This window comes from Gluconobacter wancherniae NBRC 103581, assembly GCF_007988885.1.
Taxonomy (GTDB): Bacteria; Pseudomonadota; Alphaproteobacteria; order Acetobacterales; family Acetobacteraceae; genus Gluconobacter; species Gluconobacter wancherniae.
On sequence record NZ_BJUZ01000001.1, the window covers coordinates 1,399,266 to 1,420,585 of the forward strand.

The following is a 21,320-nucleotide window of genomic DNA, read 5'->3' on the forward strand; positions in this document are numbered from 1 at the left end:
TCCTAGAAAATTGGATGATTTTTCCATTTCTAGACTAATAGAAAGGGATTTTATTTATTATCAATAAATGTTTTTATTTCATTAAAATTCGTAACGGAGAGAGTTGTTTCCGAAAGTGATTTTGGTTCGGTATGGGACATATCAGAGTCGAAGCCTGTTTTTTCTGAAGCACTCACGATTCCGTAGATACATCTTTCCTTCATGTTTATAATTCCTGATCCGGAATCTCCTGCCTGAAATTGGCCTTGTATTAGAGGCCCCAAATGCTCTACGGGGACAAGTCGACGGAAACCCAAAAGGGCGAAATTATCGTTTGGTTGCACGGGCTTAACGCACAGCGGCATTGAATGTAAGTCTTTATAATAACGGGAGTAAATCTCCGAAACCTTTACCAAAGCTACATCGTTTTCACCAAAACTAAAATTTTTAGAAATTTTCAATACTTTGGCATTCAATATTTTATCGTTTATTGCCACATTAACATCATCCCCGACAGACGAGTAATAAACACATCCATTCTCTTTGGGATTTAAAATATGAGACGCAGTCATAATAATGCCATTCCCGATATATATTCCGCTTCCTTGAGAGCTTCTGCAATTATTTTTTCGAGGATTTATTTGAACATGTGCCCCTCTTGAAAGAATAGACAATAAGGTCCTATTTAAAGGGTCGATATTTTACTTATTAGAGCAACAAGAAGAGAGAATTATTGAAAATAATAAAACAACAGGAATTTTATTTTTCATTTTGATGTCTTTCATAATGCTTCTTAACTTTATGAGTAAATTTTAGTTCGGTGTGAATCAAGTTCTTATTGGTCGTAGTCTGCCTGTGCTTTCGAAATAAAGAGCTTATATCGGCCTGCACTGGGCCACTCCTCGTTTTAAACTGAGATGCATCAAATTTGGTTATCACTGCAAGCGGCGGCAAAAATTTAGTTCAGCCATTCGAAATTCAATTGCATATGTCGGCTTTCCCACAGTCGCTTGAATGTCCGCTATGTAGGCGAAAGCGGAAGGTCCGCTTTCGCCTCATCTCGGACACCCAAGCGGTTGTGACGAATGCCCGAAAGCCGATATTGCTAGGCGAGTAACGATAGACCGAGTTTGGGGACTTTCGCGACCGTCAGCTTCAGAGATACCTACCCTAGGAAAGCGGCCATTCACGGAACCGCAAAGCCTACTACCGGAGAGTGGCAACGCGCCCTAATATCGGCCATGCGGTCGGGCTAAGTTCAAGCCTGAAAGCAGCCGCTATACTGAGTTGGTCAGATGTTTAATTTCAGGCTCAGTCGGCAACGACTGGACCAGGCATCGCTTTCAGTCGTCGTGTAATCCAGACAACGCCGACTAAATCAGGCAGAGTCTCGCCGAGATGTATAATAGTTCGGTCGATGCCAGTAGGTAGGCTTGCCCCTTCGCCTGTCGCGTGACTGCGGCGATTGCTTGGCCGTCGGTCAGGCCAATCTCGCATAGTTCCGCCATCCCCTGTAATCCGGAGCAGAAATGTCGAAGGCGCCGCCGCCGATATCTTTCGACGACGCCGCGGAGCAATAAATTTGGCGATGCCGAGGTTATCGGTAAAGGTCTGGCTCCGATCAGTCGCTATTGGCCGTCTGGCGGTCCATCACGGCCGTGCCGTAATCGATGAGCTCGAAGAGATTGCCATGCTGCTCGCAGATTTCGTAATTCGCGGCTGCTAAGTCGCGATTTCTTGGCAAGCCATCGATCACCGAAATCGAGTATTGCCGAAACGTCGCCATCGGCTTTTCGGTGCGCCGCAAGAAAATCATCGAACTCCTGATCCGACGGTTCATGGTACGCGATCGGCAATCCCCGAAATTCCTTCGGCGAAAGCTCGAGCACGCCTCCTCCATAGAATCGACCGTCGGTCTCGGCGAAGAGAAGTGTCATCGAGTTATAGAACGAGAAGCAAAGGCCGCGGGGGGTGAAACCGTCCTTCATCCGCAATCCGTAAGCGGTGTCCGTGATGTAGACGTCGGCCTCATTCAAGCAAAGTCGCGGATAGTCGTGCGACCGTTTGAAAACGAAAGCCGGAGTCTTCGGCACCAACGGCACGCGATACCAGGGATCGCGATTTCGGCATTTATATCGCTTATTGTAGCCGCGCTCCTCGCCTGCGTATACATAATCCCGGAGTTTTTCGGGCAATTCTTCGGTCGGAACCGACATGTAAACAAGGCGGCAGGGCCCGCGATTAGCTAGTTCCTCGAATTGGCTCGCTTCGAATATAGGTTGCCGTGCCGAGAGGCTGCCTTTCTTTAGAATAGGCAAGGTATGTTCGAGAATATCGAGCTCTTTTGCTTCGTCTTCGGTCAAAATGAAATAATCGTTGGCGGCCGTCACGATGCCTGGTGCGCTGGTGCAATGATCACCGATGACCGGCATTTTTGTGCGCAACTCATTGGCGGTCGCGAACGCGTCACCGCCTATGAGAAAAGAGCTCAACTCGAGAGCCAGATTGTCGGTCGACGCAAGGTCGAGCCTAGTCTCGCTGCGTTCCAATAAGGATGTCATCGACCTGACTTGCTGAACGAACTGACCTGGTTCTGCAGCCGATGATCTCCCGACGAATATAATGGCATCCTGATCGATCTCCGGAAACGCTTTCTCGTTCGAGATGAAGAGATCTATCCGCGCAAGCTTGCTGCTCAGCCATTGCAGGGCAGCTTGCCCATATGCGACTGTCATGATCTCATACGGGAGAATGAAGGCGAGAACGCCCGTCCGGTTGAGCATCGTTGTTGCAGCGATGACGAATGCAGCCCAACTGTTCTTAAAGTTCGTCTTCGGATAATCAATTGCTTCCGCCAGCTCTTCGAGCGATGCTTTGAATTCCTCCGAGAAATTATGTTTTCGAATGAATGGCGGATTCCCGATGATGAGATCGTAACTGACAGACTGGGCGATTTCTTCTAGTGCAAAATCGATAAAATTTCCTGTCCGATAATCACGTAGGCAAGAGTTGGGACGGTCTCGGATTTCGAGCTGCTCAATCACCTGCTCATCGATATCGATCGCCGTAAGAAACAGAGTGGGAAGGGCCGCCTCGAGCGCATTAACGAATGCCCCATCACCGACGCTGGGTTCCAGGGCTCGTCCGGCATTCGGCGGCAGAATGGTCGCGACGAATTCCGTCAGCGCATACGCGACGCTCGTTGGTGTGTACACTGCACCCGTAAGGCGGACGAGTTCGCGTTGGTCAATTGTTTGCACGAAATTCATAATCTTCGATGGATTTGGTCAATTCTCGGAAATGTTTCAGCAGATCGAGTGCTTCTGACGTATCACCCTTTCCCTCCTGCTCCAGCGCGGTGATCAGGGCATCGGCATCATCTCGAACTGCGCGCATGCGCCGGGCATTCCACAGTAGCTCGTGTCGCAGGAGATGAAGGCGAAGTCGTTTGACAGCATAGATCCCGATCGGGCTGCGGCCGACGATGCGACCATCCGCCAGACGCTCGAAGTGCTGCTCATAATCGGCGGTGCATGGATCGACGAAGCCTTCCTTCCCGTTGTTAGGAACCGCCGGATCCGTGCCCACCCAATGATCGGATTTCCCGACGTTGCAGAACCGGCAAGCGTAAACGAGGTTCTCGTAGACTAGCGCAAGGTCCGGAAACAGCGCCTTGGGGGCGAAATGATCGATATGAAAGCCGATGCGATCAATTCGTTCGTCGCTATCGCCACAATAGCCGCAGGCCTGAAAGAAGTCGCGTCGGAGATCGGCGCGGTAGAGAGTGTATCTCGTCTTAGCGGCGACTGTCGCGCGAACCGGCAACGCCGATCGTATCGTGATAGCAGCAGCCATCATCCGTTCCCCGTGTTCAAATTTTTCTTGATGCGATCGATCAGTTCCTCGGTGGCCGTGAGTAGCTCGTTCTGCCGTTCATAGAAATCGCCATCAAGCAGTAGCTTTTTCGTCGTTTGCGCTATTTCATGCTCGCCGCCCATGTTCGCCTCGATCAACCCATCAAGCTCGATGATGCGATCGATCTCGGGCGCGGAAAGCTTGGTGCGTTCGAGCTTCAATAATTCTTCGAGCTCACCGCTCCATGCTTCCATCTGACGGCGCATTCGCTGGATCTGAAGATTGATGCGCTCGAACAGGGGGCGGACGCCGACCCCGGCTGCCTCGATTTCCTTGGAATAAACGCGGTTTACGTCGTCGGCGGCGTGCAGCGCTTCGTTGTCGTAAGATGTGCGGATGAAACAGGGAAAGCCGGTGCGGATTTGCAGAAACGCTGCGACAAGAGCGCTGCCGTCGTAGTCGGTGCCGGCAGCATCGGCGAGGCGGAAATCGGAGATTAGCGCTTCGAAATTAATCTGAGCCAGGTTCGCAACCATCTCCGCGAGCGTCGGCTCGGGCGGCAGAATGATGATTTTGCGAAAGAGCTTGGTCTTTTTCGCATCGATATAGAAATCCTCACGCGCGTCCTCATTCTCGTCAACATAGACGATCACTGGCAAACCCTCGTCGGCCATACTTCCTCCTAGCCTTCGGCTTTATAAGCGGGAAATCTGATTGTCAGAGCAAAGCCCGGCTCGCCTAGCGCCGACCGAAGCGAGACCGCCCCCCGATAGTCATCGACGACGTTGCGAAGGAGCCACATTCCCAACCCTGTCCCGGAGGCGTCGCCACTTGCTTCTTCCTTTTTCGAGGAGATACCGAACTGAAAGATGTCTTCGGGCAGATTGAACTCGTCAGAAAGCCCAGGACCGGTGTCGCGGTACCTGACTTCGATCCAGCCATTGTCGGGATTAGCGGCATCGATGAAGATTTCCCGCTTGTTCTCGGGGCCTGGTTTGACCAGCGCTTCAACAGAATTGTTGATCAGGTTGTAGAAAACACTGTCAAGATCGATCTCATGTGCAAGCAGGTTGAGATTGGCACCTTTCTCGGCATTCGGCGTGAGGTTGATGCTTCGCGAGCGCAGAAAATCATCCCAATAAGTCCCGAGACCCTTTAGATAGTCACCGAGATCGATAACGCGCCGCCGCCGCTTGGCAGGTGAAACTGCGGACAAGGCAAATGTGACCCAGCGGCTGACCTTTTCATCTTGGCGGCGCAAGCGCTCGATGATGCGCAAGGGATTTTCGATCTCCCCGATGTCGCTCATCTTCGTCTGATCGGCGACCTCAAGCACGGCATTTGACAAGCGCTCGGAGCGGGAATCGATGTTTGCCCGTATCTGCTTGAGCTCATGAGTGAACGATACGAGCACGGTGCCGAGGGTGGCCATGCCACGCATGACCTGGAGGTTGTCCCTCAGCGTCTCGTTCTTTTTTACTTCAGAATCATAGGCCTGCGATACCTGGCGCAGCTTTGGATCCGGTTTTTGCTTGGAAGGCCCGCTGGAGCCGCGCTCCTTATCCGACGACGGCGGCGCTTGATCTTCCGGGGGTGGCGCTTCCTGAAGCACCTGCTCGGCGATCTTGCGGCCTTCCTCGATATCCTTCGCCTCTGGGTTATCAAGATCATAGGCGACACTGAACTGCGACAGAATGTACGCACGATCTTTCTCGAACTCGCGCAACAGTCCCATCACGATTTCACGGAACGTGGAGAATGCACGTTCATTCATGATGCCTTCGCGGTTCGACTGATCAGCGAGGGCAGGGTTGTCGTTCTTGGTGATGTGGATGGTGCCGGCCACCTGTTGTGGCGGTACGCGCCATCCCACTCTCGAAGCTTGGGCCGGGTTGCGTGCCGTGCGTTCGCCAAGCAGCAGCCAGTCATAGCCGGGCGTGCTAGGTTCGCCATACGGCCTGACGCGAAAATTGTCGCGATAGAGCCGGATGCCGCCCGAGTTCTTCAGCCACCGTCGACGCTTCGACACGTCGAAATGCTTTTGTGGAAATCTCCGCAGGGTATCCGCTGCAGCGTTGGCGAGTTTGAAAAAGTAAAAAGTGAAGGAGAAGGGACCGACCGACAGATAATCTCCTAACTGGTCCTTCGCGATACCGAGGATTGTCGAGAGATTGGTGTCGATCGTGACTTCACCGGCGTTGAAATCCTGCTTGCGATAGGGCTCCTGCTGCATGCTGGGCAGCGTGAACACTCTCGGGCGGATAGCCGCGACATCGATTTCCTGTCGTGCGAGGCGGATTTTGATGTCGCCATTGGCCATGACGTCGGCCAGCATCCGATAATCGAACTGATCCGGTGGAAAATTGTCGATGAACCCGCTCTCGGTGGGTACACGATGATCATAGACGAAGATATCGAAGTCGCTGCGGTCGTGCGGTGGAAGCAATGCTTCCAGCGTCTCCTTGAGACGCAAGCTGTCGCGCTTATCCCAGATGTCATTCAGCAGCGTTATTTTGATCGCCGTTCCGGTCTCGTATTTGATCGGCGCGCCTTCGCCGAGGCGGGCTGGACCGACGGTCGGTAGAAGCTCTGCTAAGCCCTGACTCTCCAGATACGCATTTAGCGTTCCCTGCTCGGTCTCTAAGACCGCCTTCACATCGCTAATGATCTTTCCGGCGCCCTCGAATTCAGTCCAGTCGACCAGCCAATGTGCCCGCTTCGCGCCGGCGACTGCGGATTGCAATTCGCATTCCTGGCCAAGTCTATCGAGCGCGAAACGCCCTATGCCTTTCGCGCCGGTGACGACGCGACCGCCGACAGACAACCCGTCCATCTCCTTTGCGTTGGTCCCAATCACCATCCAACGTTCCTCGATAGTCGACGCGGACATTCCGTGACCGTTATCGATGATCCAGAGGTCTAGGAAACCGGCATAAGCGGCATCGAGCGTGGCTCGTTCGGCGGCCGATACTTCGCCCTTCTCTCGCCATGTGTCGCCGAACGACTCGAACATCGCACCCGTCGCGGGGAAGGCATGGATAAGCAAGTTATGCTCGCGAGCGGACAGCGTTTTGGGAGATGTTTTCCAGCGGGGAAGAAACAGAACAGCACATACGGTCGCATCTGCGTCATACCCGTTTTTGACCAGTTCCGTGACGGCACCCTGGGAAGTCGCCACGTTCTCCCTGCCGATCAAGCGTGCAGCTCGTGCCGAGACTTTGAACGGAACCTTCAACTTTCACCCCCGCTTTGATTGGCAAAATTCTGCTAACTGATTGCCTTAGGCCAATGACGGTCGCAGCGTAAAGACTCGTGATGCCTTAGAACGGCGACCACTGGGACGAGCGTCCGCTTCTTAGGCTTTTTTTTCGTCAAAGTAGTCAGTCTGCAACCGGCCAACGTGGGCTTTCCACACGAGAAAGCGGCCGGTCTGCACCTGGGAACAGAAAAATCGATGCCGAGCGTCTTGGAAGGGTCGGTAGGCGTCATGAATATGGGCGCAGGCTATTTCTGCTTTCGGCTATCGATTCCCGATAGCGGCCCTACCGCTTACCCCCATAATTGACAACTTGGGATGTCAGATATTGCTTTAATGGCGGCCGTGAGGCTACGGCTCTTCACCGCATAGTGGGGCGTGCAAACTCACTGTGCCTCAAAGGGGCTTCACCTGTGGTGCCATCGGGGCCTGTTTCGGTCTCGCGATGGAAAATCAGGGGGTGCTATCCAAAGCCGGGCCTTAGCCGTGCGATGCTGTGTCCAACCAAGATCCCTTAAAGCGCAAGCAACATCGCGCTGCTCATCGGATCAGATTGGTCTTTTATAGAAGAGAACGTGTTCTGCAATTACATTGAGTGGCAAACCTGCCTTCCGGTATTCGTCATAAACCTGGATCATCCGGCCTGATGTCAGCTGCGGAAGAAGGTCATCCAGTGTCAATGCATCAGACCAGAAAGATGTCCGGGCGAACAGCAATTCCATGAGCGCATCTATCTGTGTCCAAAAGTCCGGGCCCCTGGTTGTTGAATGGGGCTGTCGCAGTGTCAGCCTCTCTATGATCTCGTCTGTTTTCCTATTTGAGAAATTTGGGTTTTTGAAATAAACGGGAGACCACCTTACGCTGATATCGCGCGGTAAAGAGCGCCCGACGATTTTGGAAATGTCCAACAGTGACCAACTGGCTTGCGGGTGATCAGGATCTGTATAAGTGCCTTCCATGGGGCCTTTGAAGACACTCGTGAGATGCCAGTAGAAAAAATCCTGGGCAAAATTTTTTTCTTCAAGAGAGCTCCATGGAGCTTCCCATGAAAATTCTATTTCAGCGACATCAAACATCGGGGCGACTTTCAGCATTGAAGCGGGATTTGCAGGGGTCTGGCCCTGATGGGCGAGATGACTAGAAATCCGGCCTCAAGGGCACTGGCGCAGGTGCCTGAAAGCCAACATCGTCGCGCCGAACGAGATGCTCGACGTCACGTAGCCGAAAGAGCGTCCGGCGTGGTCCGATCTTGTAGCGCTGCAGAACCCCAGCCGCGACATACCGATCAATTGTTGAGAGAGAGACACAAAGCCGTATCGCAGCTTCGCGACGGCTTATGAAAAAGTCATCCGAACGATGACCCGGCAATACAGAATCCATGACACACCTATCCAACCATGCTCCTTACAGAGCTCACGATGACACCTGGTTCGTTGGTTTTCTGGGCGTTCAAGATTCTGCAAAATTGCTGCTTCGATTAGAGGCAGGTATTGCACTTCCCTTGTGGAAGTCTTCTGTACTGTGGTGTCAACTAACCAGAGAAAGTTAGCTGAACACTAGCGACGGTTTCAAGATATTTCTGAGCGAAGTTTCGCGGATCGCCACTTCAGCTGCGTCCTCAGATTATCGGGATGCCTCTGAGAAACGCAGCATTTCAGTCAGCAGGTCGCATCGATAAATTTACGGGACGACGCATATCGCGTCCAAGCGGCGCACGATGACGCATTTTTTAAGATGGGACCCAAGGTGGGATCGATTTTGACAAATCAGATAACACTCTGAAAAATCCGGGAATTTTTGATTTATCTGGCGGAGAGGGTGGGATTCGAACCCACGGTACCCGCGAAGGCACAACGGTTTTCGAGACCGCCCCGATCGACCACTCTGGCACCTCTCCGTACGGCTTCACTTTATAAGCAAAAACCCAGTCGACGGGAGGGCTTATGACGAGCTTTGGAATACATTGCAAGAGGTATACGCGCCAAATGTGTAAGAAGAGCGTATATCCCTCGCCTATTCGCTCCTTTTTCATTGACGCGTGAGCTTCATCCCTGTATCGAGCGCCCCTGTTCCTATTGGCTGGATCACTCCGGTCGGGAACCAATGACAAGAAGCGTCTGGGTCGTGACAGGATGGAGTATCACTCTATCAGAAGCGGCCATCAGATCGGAAAAGCGAGAGTTTCCAGAATGTTTGCAGTCATCCGCACAGGCGGAAAGCAGTATCGTGTTGCCCCGCAGGGCATCCTGAAGGTTGAGAAGCTCGAGGCAGAAGCCGGCAGCACGATCACCTTTTCTGACGTTCTGATGGTTGGCGGCGAAGGCAGCCTGACCGTTGGTGCACCTCTGGTTGCAGGTGCGACCGTAACCGCGACTGTGGTAGCGCAGGATCGTCTCCCGAAGATCATCATCTTCAAGAAGCGCCGTCGCCAGAACAGCCGCCGCAAGAATGGCCACCGCCAGCCGGTAACCGTCCTGCGCATTGACGCAATCAACGCGGCCTGATCGGCCGAACTTTAGGAAGGATAAGCATCCATGGCACAGAAGAAGGCAGGCGGCTCGAGCCGTAACGGACGCGATAGCGCCGGTCGTCGTCTCGGCGTCAAGAAGTTCGGTGGCGAGAGCGTGATTGCAGGCAACATCATCGTTCGCCAGCGCGGCACCAAGATGAAGCCAGGCGCAAACGTTGGCCTCGGCCGCGACCACACCCTGTTCGCCCTCGTGGACGGACATGTAAAATTCCAGCGTCGCGCTGAAGGCCGCGTTCACGTTTCCGTGGCGCTTCCAGAAGCCGCCGAATAATCCCTGCGCCCTGAGCGTACGCGGAAGGGCCGGTTCCTCCAGGGGCCGGCCCTTTTTTTTCCTTTTTAGCGGAAAATACGATGAAGTTTCTCGACCAGGCAAAGATCTATGTTCGTTCCGGCGATGGCGGCGACGGCGTAATCGCGTTCCGTCGGGAAAAATACATCGAGTTCGGCGGGCCTGATGGCGGAAATGGCGGCCGTGGTGGTGACATCATTTTCCGTGCGGTCCCTGCCCTCAATACTCTGATCGATTTTCGCTACACACAGCATTTTCGTGCACGCAAGGGCGGTAACGGCGCCGGTTCGGACCGGACAGGAGCCGCCGCACAGGATGTCGTGATCAATGTTCCTGTCGGTACGCAGATCTTTGACGAGGATCGCGAAACCCTGATCGCTGACCTCGACAGTGATGGTAAAGAGATTCTTCTTTGCCGTGGTGGCGATGGCGGCCATGGAAACGCTCATTTCAAAAGCAGCACAAACCGTTCTCCGCGCCGTGCGGACACTGGTTTTCCTGGCGAGGAGCGCTGGGTCTGGCTTCGCCTGAAACTAATCGCTGATGTGGGGCTGGTTGGCCTCCCGAATGCCGGAAAATCAACACTTCTTTCGGTCGCCTCCCGTGCACGTCCCAAGATTGCAGATTATCCATTCACGACACTGCACCCTCAGCTCGGCGTCGTGCGCCTCAACAATACCGAGGAATTCGTTATTGCGGATATTCCAGGCTTGATTGAAGGCGCGAGCGAAGGTGCTGGTCTGGGCGATCGCTTTCTGGGACACGTTGAGCGTTGTGCGACACTCATCCATCTGATTGACGGGACGGAAAGCCAGATCGTGAAGCACTGGCGGCTAATCCGCAATGAGCTTGAAGCATATGATCCTGGCCTTGCAAGCAAGCCAGAAGTCATCGTTCTGAATAAATGCGACGCGCTCACTCCCACACAAAAGACCGCAAAGAAACGTGCCCTAGCCAAGGCATCGGGCGCCGATGTCATGCTGCTGTCCGGTGTTACGCATGAAGGCTTGCCTGAGCTACTGCGCTTCCTGCAGGACCGCGTGACGGCTTCTAAAAAAGCGCAATCCGCATGACCTCTCCCGAAGATGCTGCCAGCGCTCTGAAGCGGGCTAGACGCATAGTCATCAAAATCGGTAGTGCGCTTTTGGTTGATGGCAAGCTTGCAGCTCTTAGGGAGGAATGGCTTCGCAGCGTCTGTGCGGACATTGCAGAGCTACGCAAGGCTGGGACCGAAGTGGTGGTGGTGTCTTCGGGTGCGATCGCTCTTGCCAGACACCAGCTTGGCCTGACATCACGCCGCCTGCGGCTCGAAGAAAAGCAGGCTCTCGCCAGCGTTGGACAGATCGGACTCGCGCAATCGTGGAGTCTGGCACTGGGTGAACATGGCATGCCTGCCGCCCAGTTACTCCTGACCCCCGACGACACTGAAAACCGCGAACGGCACCTGAACGCGCGCGCGACACTGCAGACACTGCTGGGGCTTGGCTGCATTCCAGTCATCAACGAAAATGATGCCATCGCTACCGGAGAAATACGCTTTGGCGATAATGATCGCCTTGCCGCCCGCGTTGCACAGATGGTCGAAGCAGATTTTATAATTTTGCTCTCGGACATTGACGGCCTGTATACCGCTGATCCACGCACGACGCCTGATGCTAGGCATATTCCGACTGTCAATCACCTGACGGACGAGATTATGGCGATGGGTGGTGAACCTCCTCCGGGATATTCTTCCGGTGGAATGCGTACGAAGCTTCTTGCTGCCCGGATCGCGACGCGCGCTGGCGCGGACATGATTATTGCAGCAGGACAGCGCAATCATCCACTGAGACGCTTGACGGACGGAGGCCTCTGCACCCGTTTTCTGGCTCAGTCTGATGCTGGATCGGCTCGCAAGCGCTGGATTGCCAGCAGCCTCCGCCCCAAAGGGCGCCTTCTGATTGATGCAGGAGCAGAGAGCGCACTGAAAGGTGGCGCATCCCTTCTTCCGGCAGGCGTTACAGGTATGGACGGAAACTTTGCAAGAGGTGATCTCGTGCAAATATGCACAACCCAAGGGCTAACTGTCGGCGCAGGTCTGGTGGAGTATAGCTCTCAGGAAACTGCGCTTCTGCTTGGGCACAGATCAGAAGATATGGAGGCCCTGATTGGCTATCGGGGCCGGGATGTCCTGATCCATAGAGACGATCTGGTTCTCGAAACCCACTGAGTAACAGAAAAGCGCTTATTCTCCGCGAGGAGGCCAGCGCAATGTCGGCTCAGACCTATTCCGGCGGGTATCATCCCGGTCAGGAGCATTCCCTGATACACTGCCCCCACGAGGATGCAGTTCCTCACGGGCAGGATAAGGCGCCGCTGTCTGGTTCCTGTCTTCCCACGGGGCCCGCGACCAACCTGTTTCGCGAGCTGGTGGCTCAAAACGTGTTGGCCTGAGAATCTGCTCTGGTCGTGCCATGATCGGAGTGTCTTCATAGGCACTGACCACATGCCTTTCGGCACGTGGTGGATCCATGTAACCGTTCCCCGGCCGCAGAGGGTCTGGGCGGCGCTCCTGAACAGGCTCCTCCACAACGAATGCAGCAGGCTGGGCCTCTACAACCGGAGAACGCTCCGATTGTAGCTCGTGTCGTGAGACCGGTTCGGCAAACTTCTGCGACAGGGCACGCATGTCCGCTCGCAATTCCGACAACTGAAGCTCAACCTCTTGCAGTCTCGGCTTGAGACCAAAGACGGCAAAAGGCATCAGCAACAGTGCAAGAGCAAAAATTGCGAGCACAATGACCAGGCAGAAGAAGGCCCAGTCCGGAAGCCAAGCGATGGGGGACATGATGCCCTGTATCCGAAAGTTAGAGCGACAGAACCGGGATCAGATCACATCCCCAGTGCGCGACGATAGATATCCAGCAGAGTCTCCTGCTCCTCAATTTCAGAAGGCTCCTGCTTGCGCAGGCGGATGATCTGCTTGATCACCTTAACGTCAAATCCAGCGGATTTTGCTTCTGAAAAAATGTCCTTGATGTCACCGGCGAGAGCCTTGCGCTCTTCCTCCAGGCGCTCGACACGTTCGATAATGGAACGCAGCCGATCTGCAGCGATACCTCCGGTTGCGGCGCCTTCGCTCATGCTTTCTGCTTCCATGTCTCGTATTTCCCTATTCTGGCAATGGGCCTGAGTGCGTCGCAGAGTCCTGTGACGCCAGCCGCGCGGCTTATCGCGCCAATGGCACGACGGTCAACGACATTATGCGCACATTTCATGAACGAACACACTGCGCCGGATATCTTGAAGCCCCTTTGCCTTGACATAAACTCCCTCAAAGCGGAACTAAGCCGTGCCCTCATCAAAGGCTTGAACCGGTTAAAACGTCATGTTTTGCAGGTTCGAGAGGTCTGAAAGTCACTTCCCATGGATCATGCCCAGCAGGTCGAACCTTTCGACTACGTCATCTTCGGTGCTACCGGAGATCTCACCATGCGCAAGCTTCTTCCCGCATTCTACAACAGAATGCGCTCCGGACAGGTGCCGGACGAAGCTCGCATCATCGGCACCGCCCGAACTGCCCTTGACCGGGAAGAGTTCGTTGATCGTGTCCGTGAAGCGCTCGTCCGGTTTCTTCCCAAAGAAGTACGCGACCCGTCCCTGATCGAACGCTTCCTGATGCGTGTCGATTACGTAACGCTCGATGGTACGAAATCCGGCTCAGACTGGGATGGTCTTGCGGCTGTGCTTTCAACCGCGCCGCCAGAGCGCATCCGCGTCTATTATTTCGCGACTGCTCCACAGCTGTACGGTGCGATCTGTGAAAATCTGCACGCCAAACACCTGATCACCCCGTTCTCGCGGGTCGTGCTCGAAAAGCCGATTGGTACGGACAGTGCGACGGCAGAAGCCATCAACAATGGCGTCGGGCAGTATTTCCCAGAAAACCATATTTTCCGCATCGATCACTATCTGGGCAAAGAAACCGTCCAGAACGTCATCGGGCTGCGCTTCGCAAACCCGATCATTGAAGCCGTATGGTCTTCCGACTTCATTGAGAGCGTGCAGATCACTGCTGCCGAGACGGTCGGTGTCGAAGGGCGCGCGGCGTACTATAATACGTCCGGCGCATTGCGCGACATGATCCAGAACCACCTTTTGCAGGTTCTGGGACTGGTCGCGATGGAGCAGCCCGAATCACTGGCAGCAGACAACGTCCGTAACGCCAAGCTGGCCGTTCTGAACGCCCTGCGCCCCATCACAGGCGATGCAGTACGCACAGAGACTGTACGTGCCCAGTATACCGAGGGAATGGTTGGCGGAAAGCCTGCCCCTGGATACCTGGAAGAACTGGGCGAACCCAGCAACACGGAAACCTACGCCCTCCTGCGCGCCTTCATCGATACGCCTCGCTGGAAGAATGTGCCTTTCTACCTCCGCACTGCCAAGCGTTCTGCAGAAAAGGTCAGTGAAGTCGTCATTACTTTCAAGACGGCTCCGACCCACATGTTCAGCACCCCGCCGATTGCGAACTGTCTCGTCATCCGCATTCAACCCCATGAAGGTGTTGAACTGCACCTGAATGTCAAAAACCCTGCAACGGACGCATTTACACTTAAGGAAAGCGTTCTGAACGCCGAGTTTGAGATGGGTGGCGGCCTGCCCTTCCCGGATTCCTATGAGCGCCTTCTGCTGGATGCCGTACGCGGTGATCCGGTTCTCTTCATCCGCCGCGATGAAGTCGAAGCAGCGTGGAAATGGATCGAGCCGGTTCTCGATGCCTGGTCTGAAAACAAAAGCCCGATGGAAACTTACAGCGCAGGCTCCTATGGTCCTTCCAAGGCAACAACGTTGCTGGCAGAAAATGGCCATCACTGGCACGAAAATATGGAGTAACCGCTTTTGAGTACTGACAACGCGAACGCCGGGCCTCGTTTTGGACGTGGCCCCAGACGTCCGCCCCGTACGCTCAAACAGCATCTGATTCGCCGGCTCCTCATCGTGGTGCCGGCGTTTCTGCTGATGTTCGTGATTGTAAGATCTGGACTGCTGGACATGTCTTACGACAAGATCACTTTCGGAAAACTGAGCTGGTTCGACAACACGGCACTTGTTGAACATCTCCGCGTCCGCGTCATTCAGGACCGCCTGACCGACCTGCCGCGCAACTGCATTGTCTTCGTGGTGAACGGAGATGCTTCAGTGAACAATCCGGAAATTGAAGTTCTCGGTCGTCATGGACATGGCTGCCCTGGCGCGACTCCGTCGGCAGACCGCCTGTTCATGGTCAAGGTGAACCGTACCGAGCAGTCAATTACAACCGATGCAGGTACTCCGGGCGTATTCCGCCCCATTCAACCCTGATTGCCGGCTTCCAGAGCCCGCTTCAGGAAAAGACCGCCCTCTCGCAGGGCGGTCCGCCCCTCTTTTACAAACGCATAAAAATTTAAAAATCCGTGAATCATGCGTGGATAGCAGCGATAACGCACATTTACTCCTGCCCGCTGCAGTAGCTGCGCATAAAGCTCCCCCTCACCCTTCAGCGGATCAAATCCTGCCGTAACAAGCATCGTGGGCGGGAGCCCATCGAAATGCTCTGCAAGTACAGGGGCAAAGCGAGGATCGAAAAGCTCTTCAGGCGTTGAGAGTAGCTGCCCACAATACCAGTGCAGCAGTTCCACTCCCAGCATGTACCCCTCGGCATATTTTTCACGGGATGGGGGCGCCACGGGGCCGCTCAATGCGGGATAATAAAGAAGCTGCCCGGCAAGCCGTTCGCCTTTTTCACGCATAAGCTGCGACAGGGCAGCAGACAGATTTCCGCCAGCACTGTCCCCTGCGACCGCAAGAGGCAGATCAGGGAATTGCACTCTCAACCACTGGAGTGCCGTCCACGCATCCTCCAATCCCGCAGGGAAGCGATGCTCTGGTGAGAGACGGTAATCCAGAGACAGGATCATTGCGCCGGAAGATGCGGCCAATCGGCAGCATATCCCATGATGGGAGATAAGGTCGCAATGAACAAAGCCACCGCCATGCAGGAACAGAACAACCCCATTCACCCTCCCCCGCGGACGATAAAGACGGGCCAACCTCGTTCCGTCAGCGCCGGGAATTCTGATTTCCCGCCATGTCCGAATGCGCAGCGATGAAAGTCTCTGCGGGAATGACGGCTTTCCTGTAATGCGCCGAATCCGGGCGAGCATCTCGTCTGAGGGTCTAGGCGCTGGAATGACCGGTACTTCGCCCGCTTGCGGCAGAACACGCTGGCGCCTCGCCTTGCGCGACTGACGATTTAGCAGCCAGAGAAAAACACGGAGTGGCAATGTAGGCGACATCGGAGGAAACATCCTGTTTTTTCCAATACTTCCCTTGACCAAATCGGCGCGCGGACGCAAGGTCCGCCTGCCAGACGGCTGGACGATCGCTGTGCTGATGGTGAGGACCATCAGAATGGAGGAAAGTCCGGGCTCCACAGGAAAACGGTGCCGGTTAACTGCCGGCGGGGGCGACCCCAGGGATAGTGCCACAGAAAACAGACCACCCGCCGGGCTGTCTTTTTCGAAAGATATCTGCGGGTAAGGGCGAAACGGTGCGGTAAGAGCGCACCGCGGCGCCGGTAACGGCGCCGGTCACGGTAAACCCCACCGGGAGCAAGACCGAATAGGAACGGCAGGATGTTTCGACATCCGGGGGTTTTCTGCCTCGTCGTTCGGGTTGGTCGCGTGAGGCATGCAGCAATGTATGTCCCAGAGGAATGATCGTCCCGCCTTCGGGCGGACAGAACCCGGCTTACAGGCCGTCTGGCATTTCCCCACAAAAACAGAACTCATCGAAACTTTTTCTTAATTGTTCTTCGTTATCCAATGAGAACATAAGAAGAACAAATAATGTCAAAGACGTCATCCACATCTCATAAAGCGTTGAAAGTCGCTGATTGGGAACTGGAAAATACAGCCACATTTCCTTTTCTTGAATATCGCAGTTTTCTGCGATTTTTTAACCATATATGTTTGACGTCCCATGAAATCCCATGATATCCCATTAAAAACCAAAACAAATCGGGCTGCTTTACAGCGGCACCTGTGGCGCGGGGAGGCATACCAGGCATGAGCATGTTTCTCGGCACGCACCAGAACCGCTTTGATGCGAAAGGACGCGTGTCTATTCCTGCTTCCTTCCGCACTGCCCTGAGGAATCAGGCCCAGCCCGGCGATGCACTGGTCATTTTGCGCCCTTCGCATCTCCATCCATGCATTGAAGGCTGGACCGCAAGCGCATTTGCGTCCCTCTCCGCACCGCTGGATGAATACGACCCATTTTCCGAAGACCACGATGATCTCGCCGCCAGCCTCTATGCCGATGCATATCCGTTGGACAGCGACAAGGAAGGCCGCATCATCCTTCCCGAGGCACTCAAATCCCACGCAGGCCTTACGGACGAAATTTCGTTTATGGGGCTTGGTCGCACATTCCAGATCTGGGATCCGACCGCCGCAGCCGAGCGCCGCCAACAGGCCCGCGCACGCGCAAAAATCCTGACATCTGAACGCCGCACACCACAAGGAACACCGGCATGAACGCACTTGCCGCCCTCCCTGTGAATGACGGACACGTTCCGGTCATGCTTGCAGAGGTTCTCGCATCGCTTTCCCCACGAGACGGTGGCCGTTACCTTGATGGCACTTTCGGCGGCGGAGGCTACGCCCGCGCCATTCTTCAGTCTGCAGAGTGCACGCTTCACGGAATTGACCGAGACCCGGATGCCATCATCCGCGGCGAGGAAATGGCACGACAGGCTGATGGTCGACTGATCATGCATCAGGGCACCTTTGGTGCCATGGAAACGCTCGTCGAAGAATTTGTTCCTTTTGACGGCATTGTTCTGGATCTCGGTGTTTCCTCTTTCCAGATCGATCAGGCGGAGCGGGGCTTTTCCTTCCGCCATGACGGCCCACTGGATATGCGTATGGGCGGGAATGGCGTTTCCGCCGCCGATATCGTGAATGGAGAAAGCGAACAGACCATCGCGGATATTCTCTACCGCTACGGTGAAGAGAAGTTATCCCGCCGTATCGCCCGTGCAATCGTAAATGCCCGCGCTGAAGAGACCATCACGACAACGGGCTATCTGGCGCGCATTATCCGTTCTTGCGTTCCCCGGGATCGCTCAGGAATTGACCCGGCGACCCGTAGCTTTCAAGGGCTGCGCATTGCAGTCAACGATGAACTGGGAGAGCTTGAACGCGCCCTCGAGGCCGCGCCGCGCCTGCTGGCGCCGGGCGGAGTTTTCACAGTCGTGACGTTCCATTCGCTCGAAGACCGCATGGTCAAGCGCGCCATGGCGGTCCATGCGGGACGCACGGGCAACCCGTCCCGCTACGAGCCCATCCCGCTTCATCAGAACAAGCCTGATTTCGATCTGCTCCACTCCCGGCCCCAGTCCGCTACGGACGAGGAAGCCCGGGAGAATCCTCGCGCTCGCAGTGCACGTCTGCGTGCGCTGGTTCGTACTCCTGCCGCCGCCACGTCTGTTTCAGGAACATCTGCATGATCCGCCCATTCACAATCGCCTGCGCCCTTCTCGCAGGAGGCTCTGGACTGTTTCTTTATACCAAGAAGCATGAAACAACGGTTCTAGATCAGCAGATCACAAAGATCGTCCAGGATACGCAGCGCGTACAGAGCCAGACGGCAATGCTTCGGACAGAATGGGCCCTTCTCAATCAGCCGGACCGTCTGAGCGCGCTATCGTCCCGCTTTCTTACATCTTTGCACCCGATGGACCCGACACAGTTCGTTCGAATGGCAAGTCTGGAGCAGATGCTTCCCGCGCCCGGTTCTAAACCAGTACCTGTTGACCCCCGCAAGCCTCTGCATGACGTGGTGAACCGCGCAGCTGTTGCAGCACACCAGCCCCTTCCCGAAGGTGATCACGATACACGACCAGCACCCTCTCCCGAGGCTTCGCACACACCTGTGGTCGTAGCATCAGCAGCGCCCACGCCACGCATTGTCCCGGTTGTTGCCAAATCCGTCACACCGACACCGCGTGCTTTACGCCCGCGAGCCGACCGTGTGATAAGCGCACCGAAGGCAGACACCGAGATTGCGATGCTGACACCCCGCTCTCATTCGGTTCATACGACAGTGCCCGTCGTCCATTCTGACATGGCACCCAACGTCCGCCTTGCAAGCTTTCACGGCAATCGCCCTGCCCCGCTCATGATTGCGGCCTGGCATGAGCAGCCCGTTTCCCACGGCCATGACGCGTCCTCAGAACACACTGTGGCTGATCGTCCGCGTCATCATCATTCTGCTTCTGCCCTGGGAAGTGAGGGAGAGGCGTTGCCTGCGCCCGTTCCGTTGGCTAACTGAGACGCATCACTCCTTAACCGCTCGTTCAGCATTTACCGGATAGTTTCGGGCGAGCCTCTTCACGCAGGACGCAACGCCGCACAATGCCCAGTGATGCGCTACCCCCTTCTGACAGGCCCCAGGCACCTAAATCAGGACAGCAAAAGGGCGCGCGCACCTCGGTCCTGCCGAAATCCGCCAAACGTCAGCGTGTAACGCTGGACCAGATGCACGCCCGCCTTCTTGGCGTGGGCATGGGTTTTCTCGTCATTTATGGTGCCGTTGCGCTGAAAGCGACCTTTGCGACCGTTTTGATGCCGATGGCGCCAGAAAAGCGGCAGATCGCCTCTCAGGTCCCCGAAATTCCTAAAAGCGACCCTCACGGCGCGATTTCCGGGGATTTCGTACTCCCCAGCGTAAAACGCGCGACCATAACCGACCGCAACGGACAGGCACTCGCGATCTCCCTGCCTGTTGCGCAGGTTTACGCCAATCCGATGGAGCTCATAGACCCGGAAGACGCGGCAAAAAAACTGCGTCAGGTTTTGCCGCAACTGGACGAAGCCGAGACTGTACGCCGCCTCTCTCTCAAGAAGCAGTTCGTCTATATTGCGCGCGATATCTCGCCCGTACAGGAAATTGCCATCAATAATCTAGGCATTCCGGGCATCTACTTCGAACCCGGCGAGCGCCGCCATTACCCCCTCGGCCGGACTGCCGCACAGGTCATGGGTGGCGTGGATATTGATGATCACGGTGTGGCCGGTGTTGAGCGTTATTTTGATCAGCGCCTGAACTCTGATCGCACCCCCCTCAGACTATCACTGGATGTTCGCATTCAGGCGGTCGTCCGAGATGAGCTTCAAGCCGCGCAAGATAATTTCTCGGCCATCGGTGCCTGCGCGATCGTCATGGATGTTCGGACCGGCGAAGTCATCGCCATGGTCAGTTTGCCTGATTTCGATGCCAACGATTTTGGTCATGCCCCCAATGATGCGCGGTTCAATAGAGCCGTGACCGGCATGTATGAGCCCGGATCAACGTATAAGCTCCAGACGGCAGCAATGGCGCTTCAGCTTGGCGTGGCACATATCTGGGACAAGTTTTCCACCATCCCGATTCATGTTGGACGCTTCAAAATTTCCGATATCCGGACAGACCATTTCGCTCCGTGGCTCTCGCTGACGGCTGTCATGGCATATTCCTCCAATCCCGCAGCCGCACATATCGCACTTGATGTCGGTGCACAGCGGCAACAGGAATGGCTGCGCAATATGGGCTTCTTTGACCGCGTACCCATCCAGCTGCCCGAAGCAGGCAGGCCAATTGTCCCATCCGTTCGTAACTGGGGCATTTCCACCGTCATGACCGTAGGATTCGGGCATGGTATGGCCGAGCCCCCGCTCTCGATCGTCCGAGGCACTGCTGCGACCGTAAACGGCGGCATTCTTGTCACACCAACGCTACTTTCACAGGCGCAGGATCTGAATGACACGCAGCCGGCAGATCCCATGCTGCGCCCGGCGGCCTACAAACCCACTGAGACTCAGCCGGACAAACTGCCAGAGCCGGTCGGACCGCGTCTGATTTCAGAAGAGAACTCTGCAATCCTTCGCCGTATCCTGCGCCTCGACGTGACACAGGGCAGCGGCAAGAATGCTGAAAGCCCTGGATATTTTGTCGGTGGAAAAACCGGCACGGCAGAAAAAATTGGCCCGCATGGTGGATACCTCAAGCACGTCAATATTACGGCATTTACCGGTGTTTTCCCCATGAATGCGCCACGCTATGCAGTCTATGTTATGCTTGACGCTCCCCACGCTACCGCTGCCACTCATGGGTGGACCACAGCGGGCTGGATTGCCGCACCTACTTTCTCGAAAATTGTATCGCGTATCGGCCCGATGCTCGGCATGTTCCCGGATACTGCCAATGCAGCCGCAATCGACGCAGCACTCGCCATTTCCATGGATCCCGCCGTTCCCCACGGCTACCGCCCTCTCGGCCCCGGCAACGATCCGGGAGACCCACGCAATGCCAAAACGCCACCTCATGCCCCTCTGAAACGGAACTGA

The 21,320-nt window shown here is 55.3% G+C and carries 20 protein-coding genes, 1 tRNA gene and 1 other RNA gene; 11 read left to right on the top strand and 11 right to left on the bottom strand.

Features of this window, described 5'->3' with window-relative positions; translation table 11 throughout:
• Positions 1-50: 50 nt before the first annotated feature.
• From GWA01_RS06570 to GWA01_RS06605, 8 genes are all read right to left on the bottom strand, one after another.
• On the bottom strand, positions 51-653 hold the full coding sequence (locus GWA01_RS06570) for a trypsin-like peptidase domain-containing protein (RefSeq protein ID WP_228118390.1): 603 nt from the start codon (positions 651-653) through the stop codon (positions 51-53).
• Between the two features lie 954 nt (positions 654-1,607).
• Complete coding sequence (locus tag GWA01_RS06575; RefSeq protein WP_186819475.1) at positions 1,608-3,239, bottom strand: Eco57I restriction-modification methylase domain-containing protein; 1,632 nt, start codon at positions 3,237-3,239, stop codon at positions 1,608-1,610.
• Positions 3,226-3,837: an HNH endonuclease gene (locus GWA01_RS06580; RefSeq protein WP_146795126.1), complete on the bottom strand. Its 612-nt coding sequence runs from the start codon at positions 3,835-3,837 to the stop codon at positions 3,226-3,228. Before GWA01_RS06580 ends, GWA01_RS06575 begins: the two co-directional genes overlap by 14 nt.
• Positions 3,834-4,508 carry a hypothetical protein gene (locus GWA01_RS06585; protein ID WP_146795129.1) on the bottom strand — a complete coding sequence of 225 codons (675 nt, stop codon included), beginning with the start codon at positions 4,506-4,508 and terminating at the stop codon, positions 3,834-3,836. Before GWA01_RS06585 ends, GWA01_RS06580 begins: the two co-directional genes overlap by 4 nt.
• A gap of 8 nt (positions 4,509-4,516) precedes the next feature.
• The gene (locus GWA01_RS06590) at positions 4,517-7,069 is read right to left on the bottom strand and encodes a sensor histidine kinase (RefSeq protein WP_146795132.1); all 2,553 of its coding nucleotides are present in this window, start codon (positions 7,067-7,069) and stop codon (positions 4,517-4,519) included.
• Between the two features lie 569 nt (positions 7,070-7,638).
• Complete coding sequence (locus GWA01_RS06595) at positions 7,639-8,166, bottom strand: hypothetical protein (protein ID WP_228118391.1); 528 nt, start codon at positions 8,164-8,166, stop codon at positions 7,639-7,641.
• A 61-nt stretch (positions 8,167-8,227) separates the two neighbouring features.
• Positions 8,228-8,470 carry a helix-turn-helix transcriptional regulator gene (locus GWA01_RS06600; RefSeq protein WP_146795136.1) on the bottom strand — a complete coding sequence of 81 codons (243 nt, stop codon included), beginning with the start codon at positions 8,468-8,470 and terminating at the stop codon, positions 8,228-8,230.
• Positions 8,471-8,897: 427 nt separating this feature from the next.
• Positions 8,898-8,987: transfer RNA gene (locus GWA01_RS06605), tRNA-Ser, on the bottom strand.
• Positions 8,988-9,279: 292 nt separating this feature from the next.
• Here GWA01_RS06605 and rplU point away from each other — a divergent pair.
• From rplU to proB, 4 genes are all read left to right on the top strand, one after another.
• Positions 9,280-9,594 (top strand): 50S ribosomal protein L21, encoded by a 315-nt coding sequence (gene rplU / locus GWA01_RS06610; RefSeq protein ID WP_146795622.1) that lies wholly within the window; start codon positions 9,280-9,282, stop codon positions 9,592-9,594.
• A 30-nt stretch (positions 9,595-9,624) separates the two neighbouring features.
• Complete coding sequence (rpmA, locus tag GWA01_RS06615) at positions 9,625-9,891, top strand: 50S ribosomal protein L27 (protein WP_146795139.1); 267 nt, start codon at positions 9,625-9,627, stop codon at positions 9,889-9,891.
• A gap of 80 nt (positions 9,892-9,971) precedes the next feature.
• A complete protein-coding gene (obgE, locus tag GWA01_RS06620; RefSeq protein ID WP_146795141.1) occupies positions 9,972-10,982 on the top strand; it encodes a GTPase ObgE in 1,011 nt (336 codons plus the stop codon).
• A complete protein-coding gene (gene proB, locus GWA01_RS06625) occupies positions 10,979-12,118 on the top strand; it encodes a glutamate 5-kinase (protein WP_146795143.1) in 1,140 nt (379 codons plus the stop codon). Before obgE ends, proB begins: the two co-directional genes overlap by 4 nt.
• Before the next feature lie 15 nt (positions 12,119-12,133).
• On the opposite strand, the gene GWA01_RS06630 is transcribed toward proB, so the two are convergent.
• Positions 12,134-12,736 (bottom strand): hypothetical protein, encoded by a 603-nt coding sequence (locus GWA01_RS06630; RefSeq protein WP_146795145.1) that lies wholly within the window; start codon positions 12,734-12,736, stop codon positions 12,134-12,136.
• Between the two features lie 44 nt (positions 12,737-12,780).
• Positions 12,781-13,047 carry a DUF2312 domain-containing protein gene (locus GWA01_RS06635; RefSeq protein ID WP_146795147.1) on the bottom strand — a complete coding sequence of 89 codons (267 nt, stop codon included), beginning with the start codon at positions 13,045-13,047 and terminating at the stop codon, positions 12,781-12,783.
• A gap of 267 nt (positions 13,048-13,314) precedes the next feature.
• Here GWA01_RS06635 and zwf point away from each other — a divergent pair, with 267 nt between their 5' ends.
• Positions 13,315-14,784, top strand: a complete 1,470-nt coding sequence (gene zwf / locus GWA01_RS06640; RefSeq protein ID WP_146795149.1) for a glucose-6-phosphate dehydrogenase — start codon at positions 13,315-13,317, stop codon at positions 14,782-14,784.
• Positions 14,785-14,790: 6 nt separating this feature from the next.
• Entirely contained in the window at positions 14,791-15,252 is a 462-nt protein-coding gene (locus GWA01_RS06645) for a hypothetical protein (protein WP_228118392.1), read from the top strand.
• Here the strand turns inward: GWA01_RS06645 and GWA01_RS06650 are convergent.
• Positions 15,243-16,226, bottom strand: a complete 984-nt coding sequence (locus tag GWA01_RS06650; RefSeq protein ID WP_186819476.1) for an alpha/beta hydrolase — start codon at positions 16,224-16,226, stop codon at positions 15,243-15,245. The two genes, GWA01_RS06645 and GWA01_RS06650, sit on opposite strands and share 10 nt — an antisense overlap.
• A 70-nt stretch (positions 16,227-16,296) precedes the next feature.
• Here GWA01_RS06650 and rnpB point away from each other — a divergent pair.
• The 5 genes from rnpB to GWA01_RS06675 all read left to right on the top strand — a co-directional run bounded on the left by rnpB (position 16,297) and on the right by GWA01_RS06675 (position 21,320).
• Positions 16,297-16,699: RNase P RNA component class A (gene rnpB / locus GWA01_RS06655), an RNA gene on the top strand.
• Positions 16,700-16,997: 298 nt separating this feature from the next.
• The gene (gene mraZ / locus GWA01_RS06660) at positions 16,998-17,468 is read left to right on the top strand and encodes a division/cell wall cluster transcriptional repressor MraZ (protein ID WP_146795153.1); all 471 of its coding nucleotides are present in this window, start codon (positions 16,998-17,000) and stop codon (positions 17,466-17,468) included.
• Entirely contained in the window at positions 17,465-18,442 is a 978-nt protein-coding gene (gene rsmH / locus GWA01_RS06665) for a 16S rRNA (cytosine(1402)-N(4))-methyltransferase RsmH (protein ID WP_146795155.1), read from the top strand. The genes mraZ and rsmH overlap by 4 nt, the downstream gene beginning before the upstream one ends.
• On the top strand, positions 18,439-19,266 hold the full coding sequence (ftsL, locus tag GWA01_RS06670; RefSeq protein WP_146795157.1) for a cell division protein FtsL: 828 nt from the start codon (positions 18,439-18,441) through the stop codon (positions 19,264-19,266). Before rsmH ends, ftsL begins: the two co-directional genes overlap by 4 nt.
• An 83-nt stretch (positions 19,267-19,349) precedes the next feature.
• Positions 19,350-21,320, top strand: a complete 1,971-nt coding sequence (locus GWA01_RS06675) for a peptidoglycan D,D-transpeptidase FtsI family protein (RefSeq protein WP_146795159.1) — start codon at positions 19,350-19,352, stop codon at positions 21,318-21,320.

Excerpts from the sequence above, each read along its gene's own strand:
- GWA01_RS06675 (WP_146795159.1), top strand. The coding sequence starts at position 19,350 with ATGCCCAGTGATGCGCTACCCCCTTCTGACAGGCCCCAGGCACCTAAA.
- mraZ (WP_146795153.1), top strand. The coding sequence starts at position 16,998 with ATGAGCATGTTTCTCGGCACGCACCAGAACCGCTTTGATGCGAAAGGA.
- GWA01_RS06585 (WP_146795129.1), bottom strand. The coding sequence starts at position 4,508 with ATGGCCGACGAGGGTTTGCCAGTGATCGTCTATGTTGACGAGAATGAG.
- zwf (WP_146795149.1), top strand. The coding sequence starts at position 13,315 with ATGGATCATGCCCAGCAGGTCGAACCTTTCGACTACGTCATCTTCGGT.
- ftsL (WP_146795157.1), top strand. The coding sequence starts at position 18,439 with ATGATCCGCCCATTCACAATCGCCTGCGCCCTTCTCGCAGGAGGCTCT.
- obgE (WP_146795141.1), top strand. The coding sequence starts at position 9,972 with ATGAAGTTTCTCGACCAGGCAAAGATCTATGTTCGTTCCGGCGATGGC.
- rsmH (WP_146795155.1), top strand. The coding sequence starts at position 17,465 with ATGAACGCACTTGCCGCCCTCCCTGTGAATGACGGACACGTTCCGGTC.
- GWA01_RS06650 (WP_186819476.1), bottom strand. The coding sequence starts at position 16,226 with ATGTCGCCTACATTGCCACTCCGTGTTTTTCTCTGGCTGCTAAATCGT.
- GWA01_RS06630 (WP_146795145.1), bottom strand. The coding sequence starts at position 12,736 with ATGTCCCCCATCGCTTGGCTTCCGGACTGGGCCTTCTTCTGCCTGGTC.
- GWA01_RS06580 (WP_146795126.1), bottom strand. The coding sequence starts at position 3,837 with ATGATGGCTGCTGCTATCACGATACGATCGGCGTTGCCGGTTCGCGCG.
- GWA01_RS06595 (WP_228118391.1), bottom strand. The coding sequence starts at position 8,166 with ATGTTTGATGTCGCTGAAATAGAATTTTCATGGGAAGCTCCATGGAGC.
- GWA01_RS06635 (WP_146795147.1), bottom strand. The coding sequence starts at position 13,047 with ATGGAAGCAGAAAGCATGAGCGAAGGCGCCGCAACCGGAGGTATCGCT.
- rplU (WP_146795622.1), top strand. The coding sequence starts at position 9,280 with ATGTTTGCAGTCATCCGCACAGGCGGAAAGCAGTATCGTGTTGCCCCG.
- rpmA (WP_146795139.1), top strand. The coding sequence starts at position 9,625 with ATGGCACAGAAGAAGGCAGGCGGCTCGAGCCGTAACGGACGCGATAGC.
- proB (WP_146795143.1), top strand. The coding sequence starts at position 10,979 with ATGACCTCTCCCGAAGATGCTGCCAGCGCTCTGAAGCGGGCTAGACGC.
- GWA01_RS06600 (WP_146795136.1), bottom strand. The coding sequence starts at position 8,470 with ATGGATTCTGTATTGCCGGGTCATCGTTCGGATGACTTTTTCATAAGC.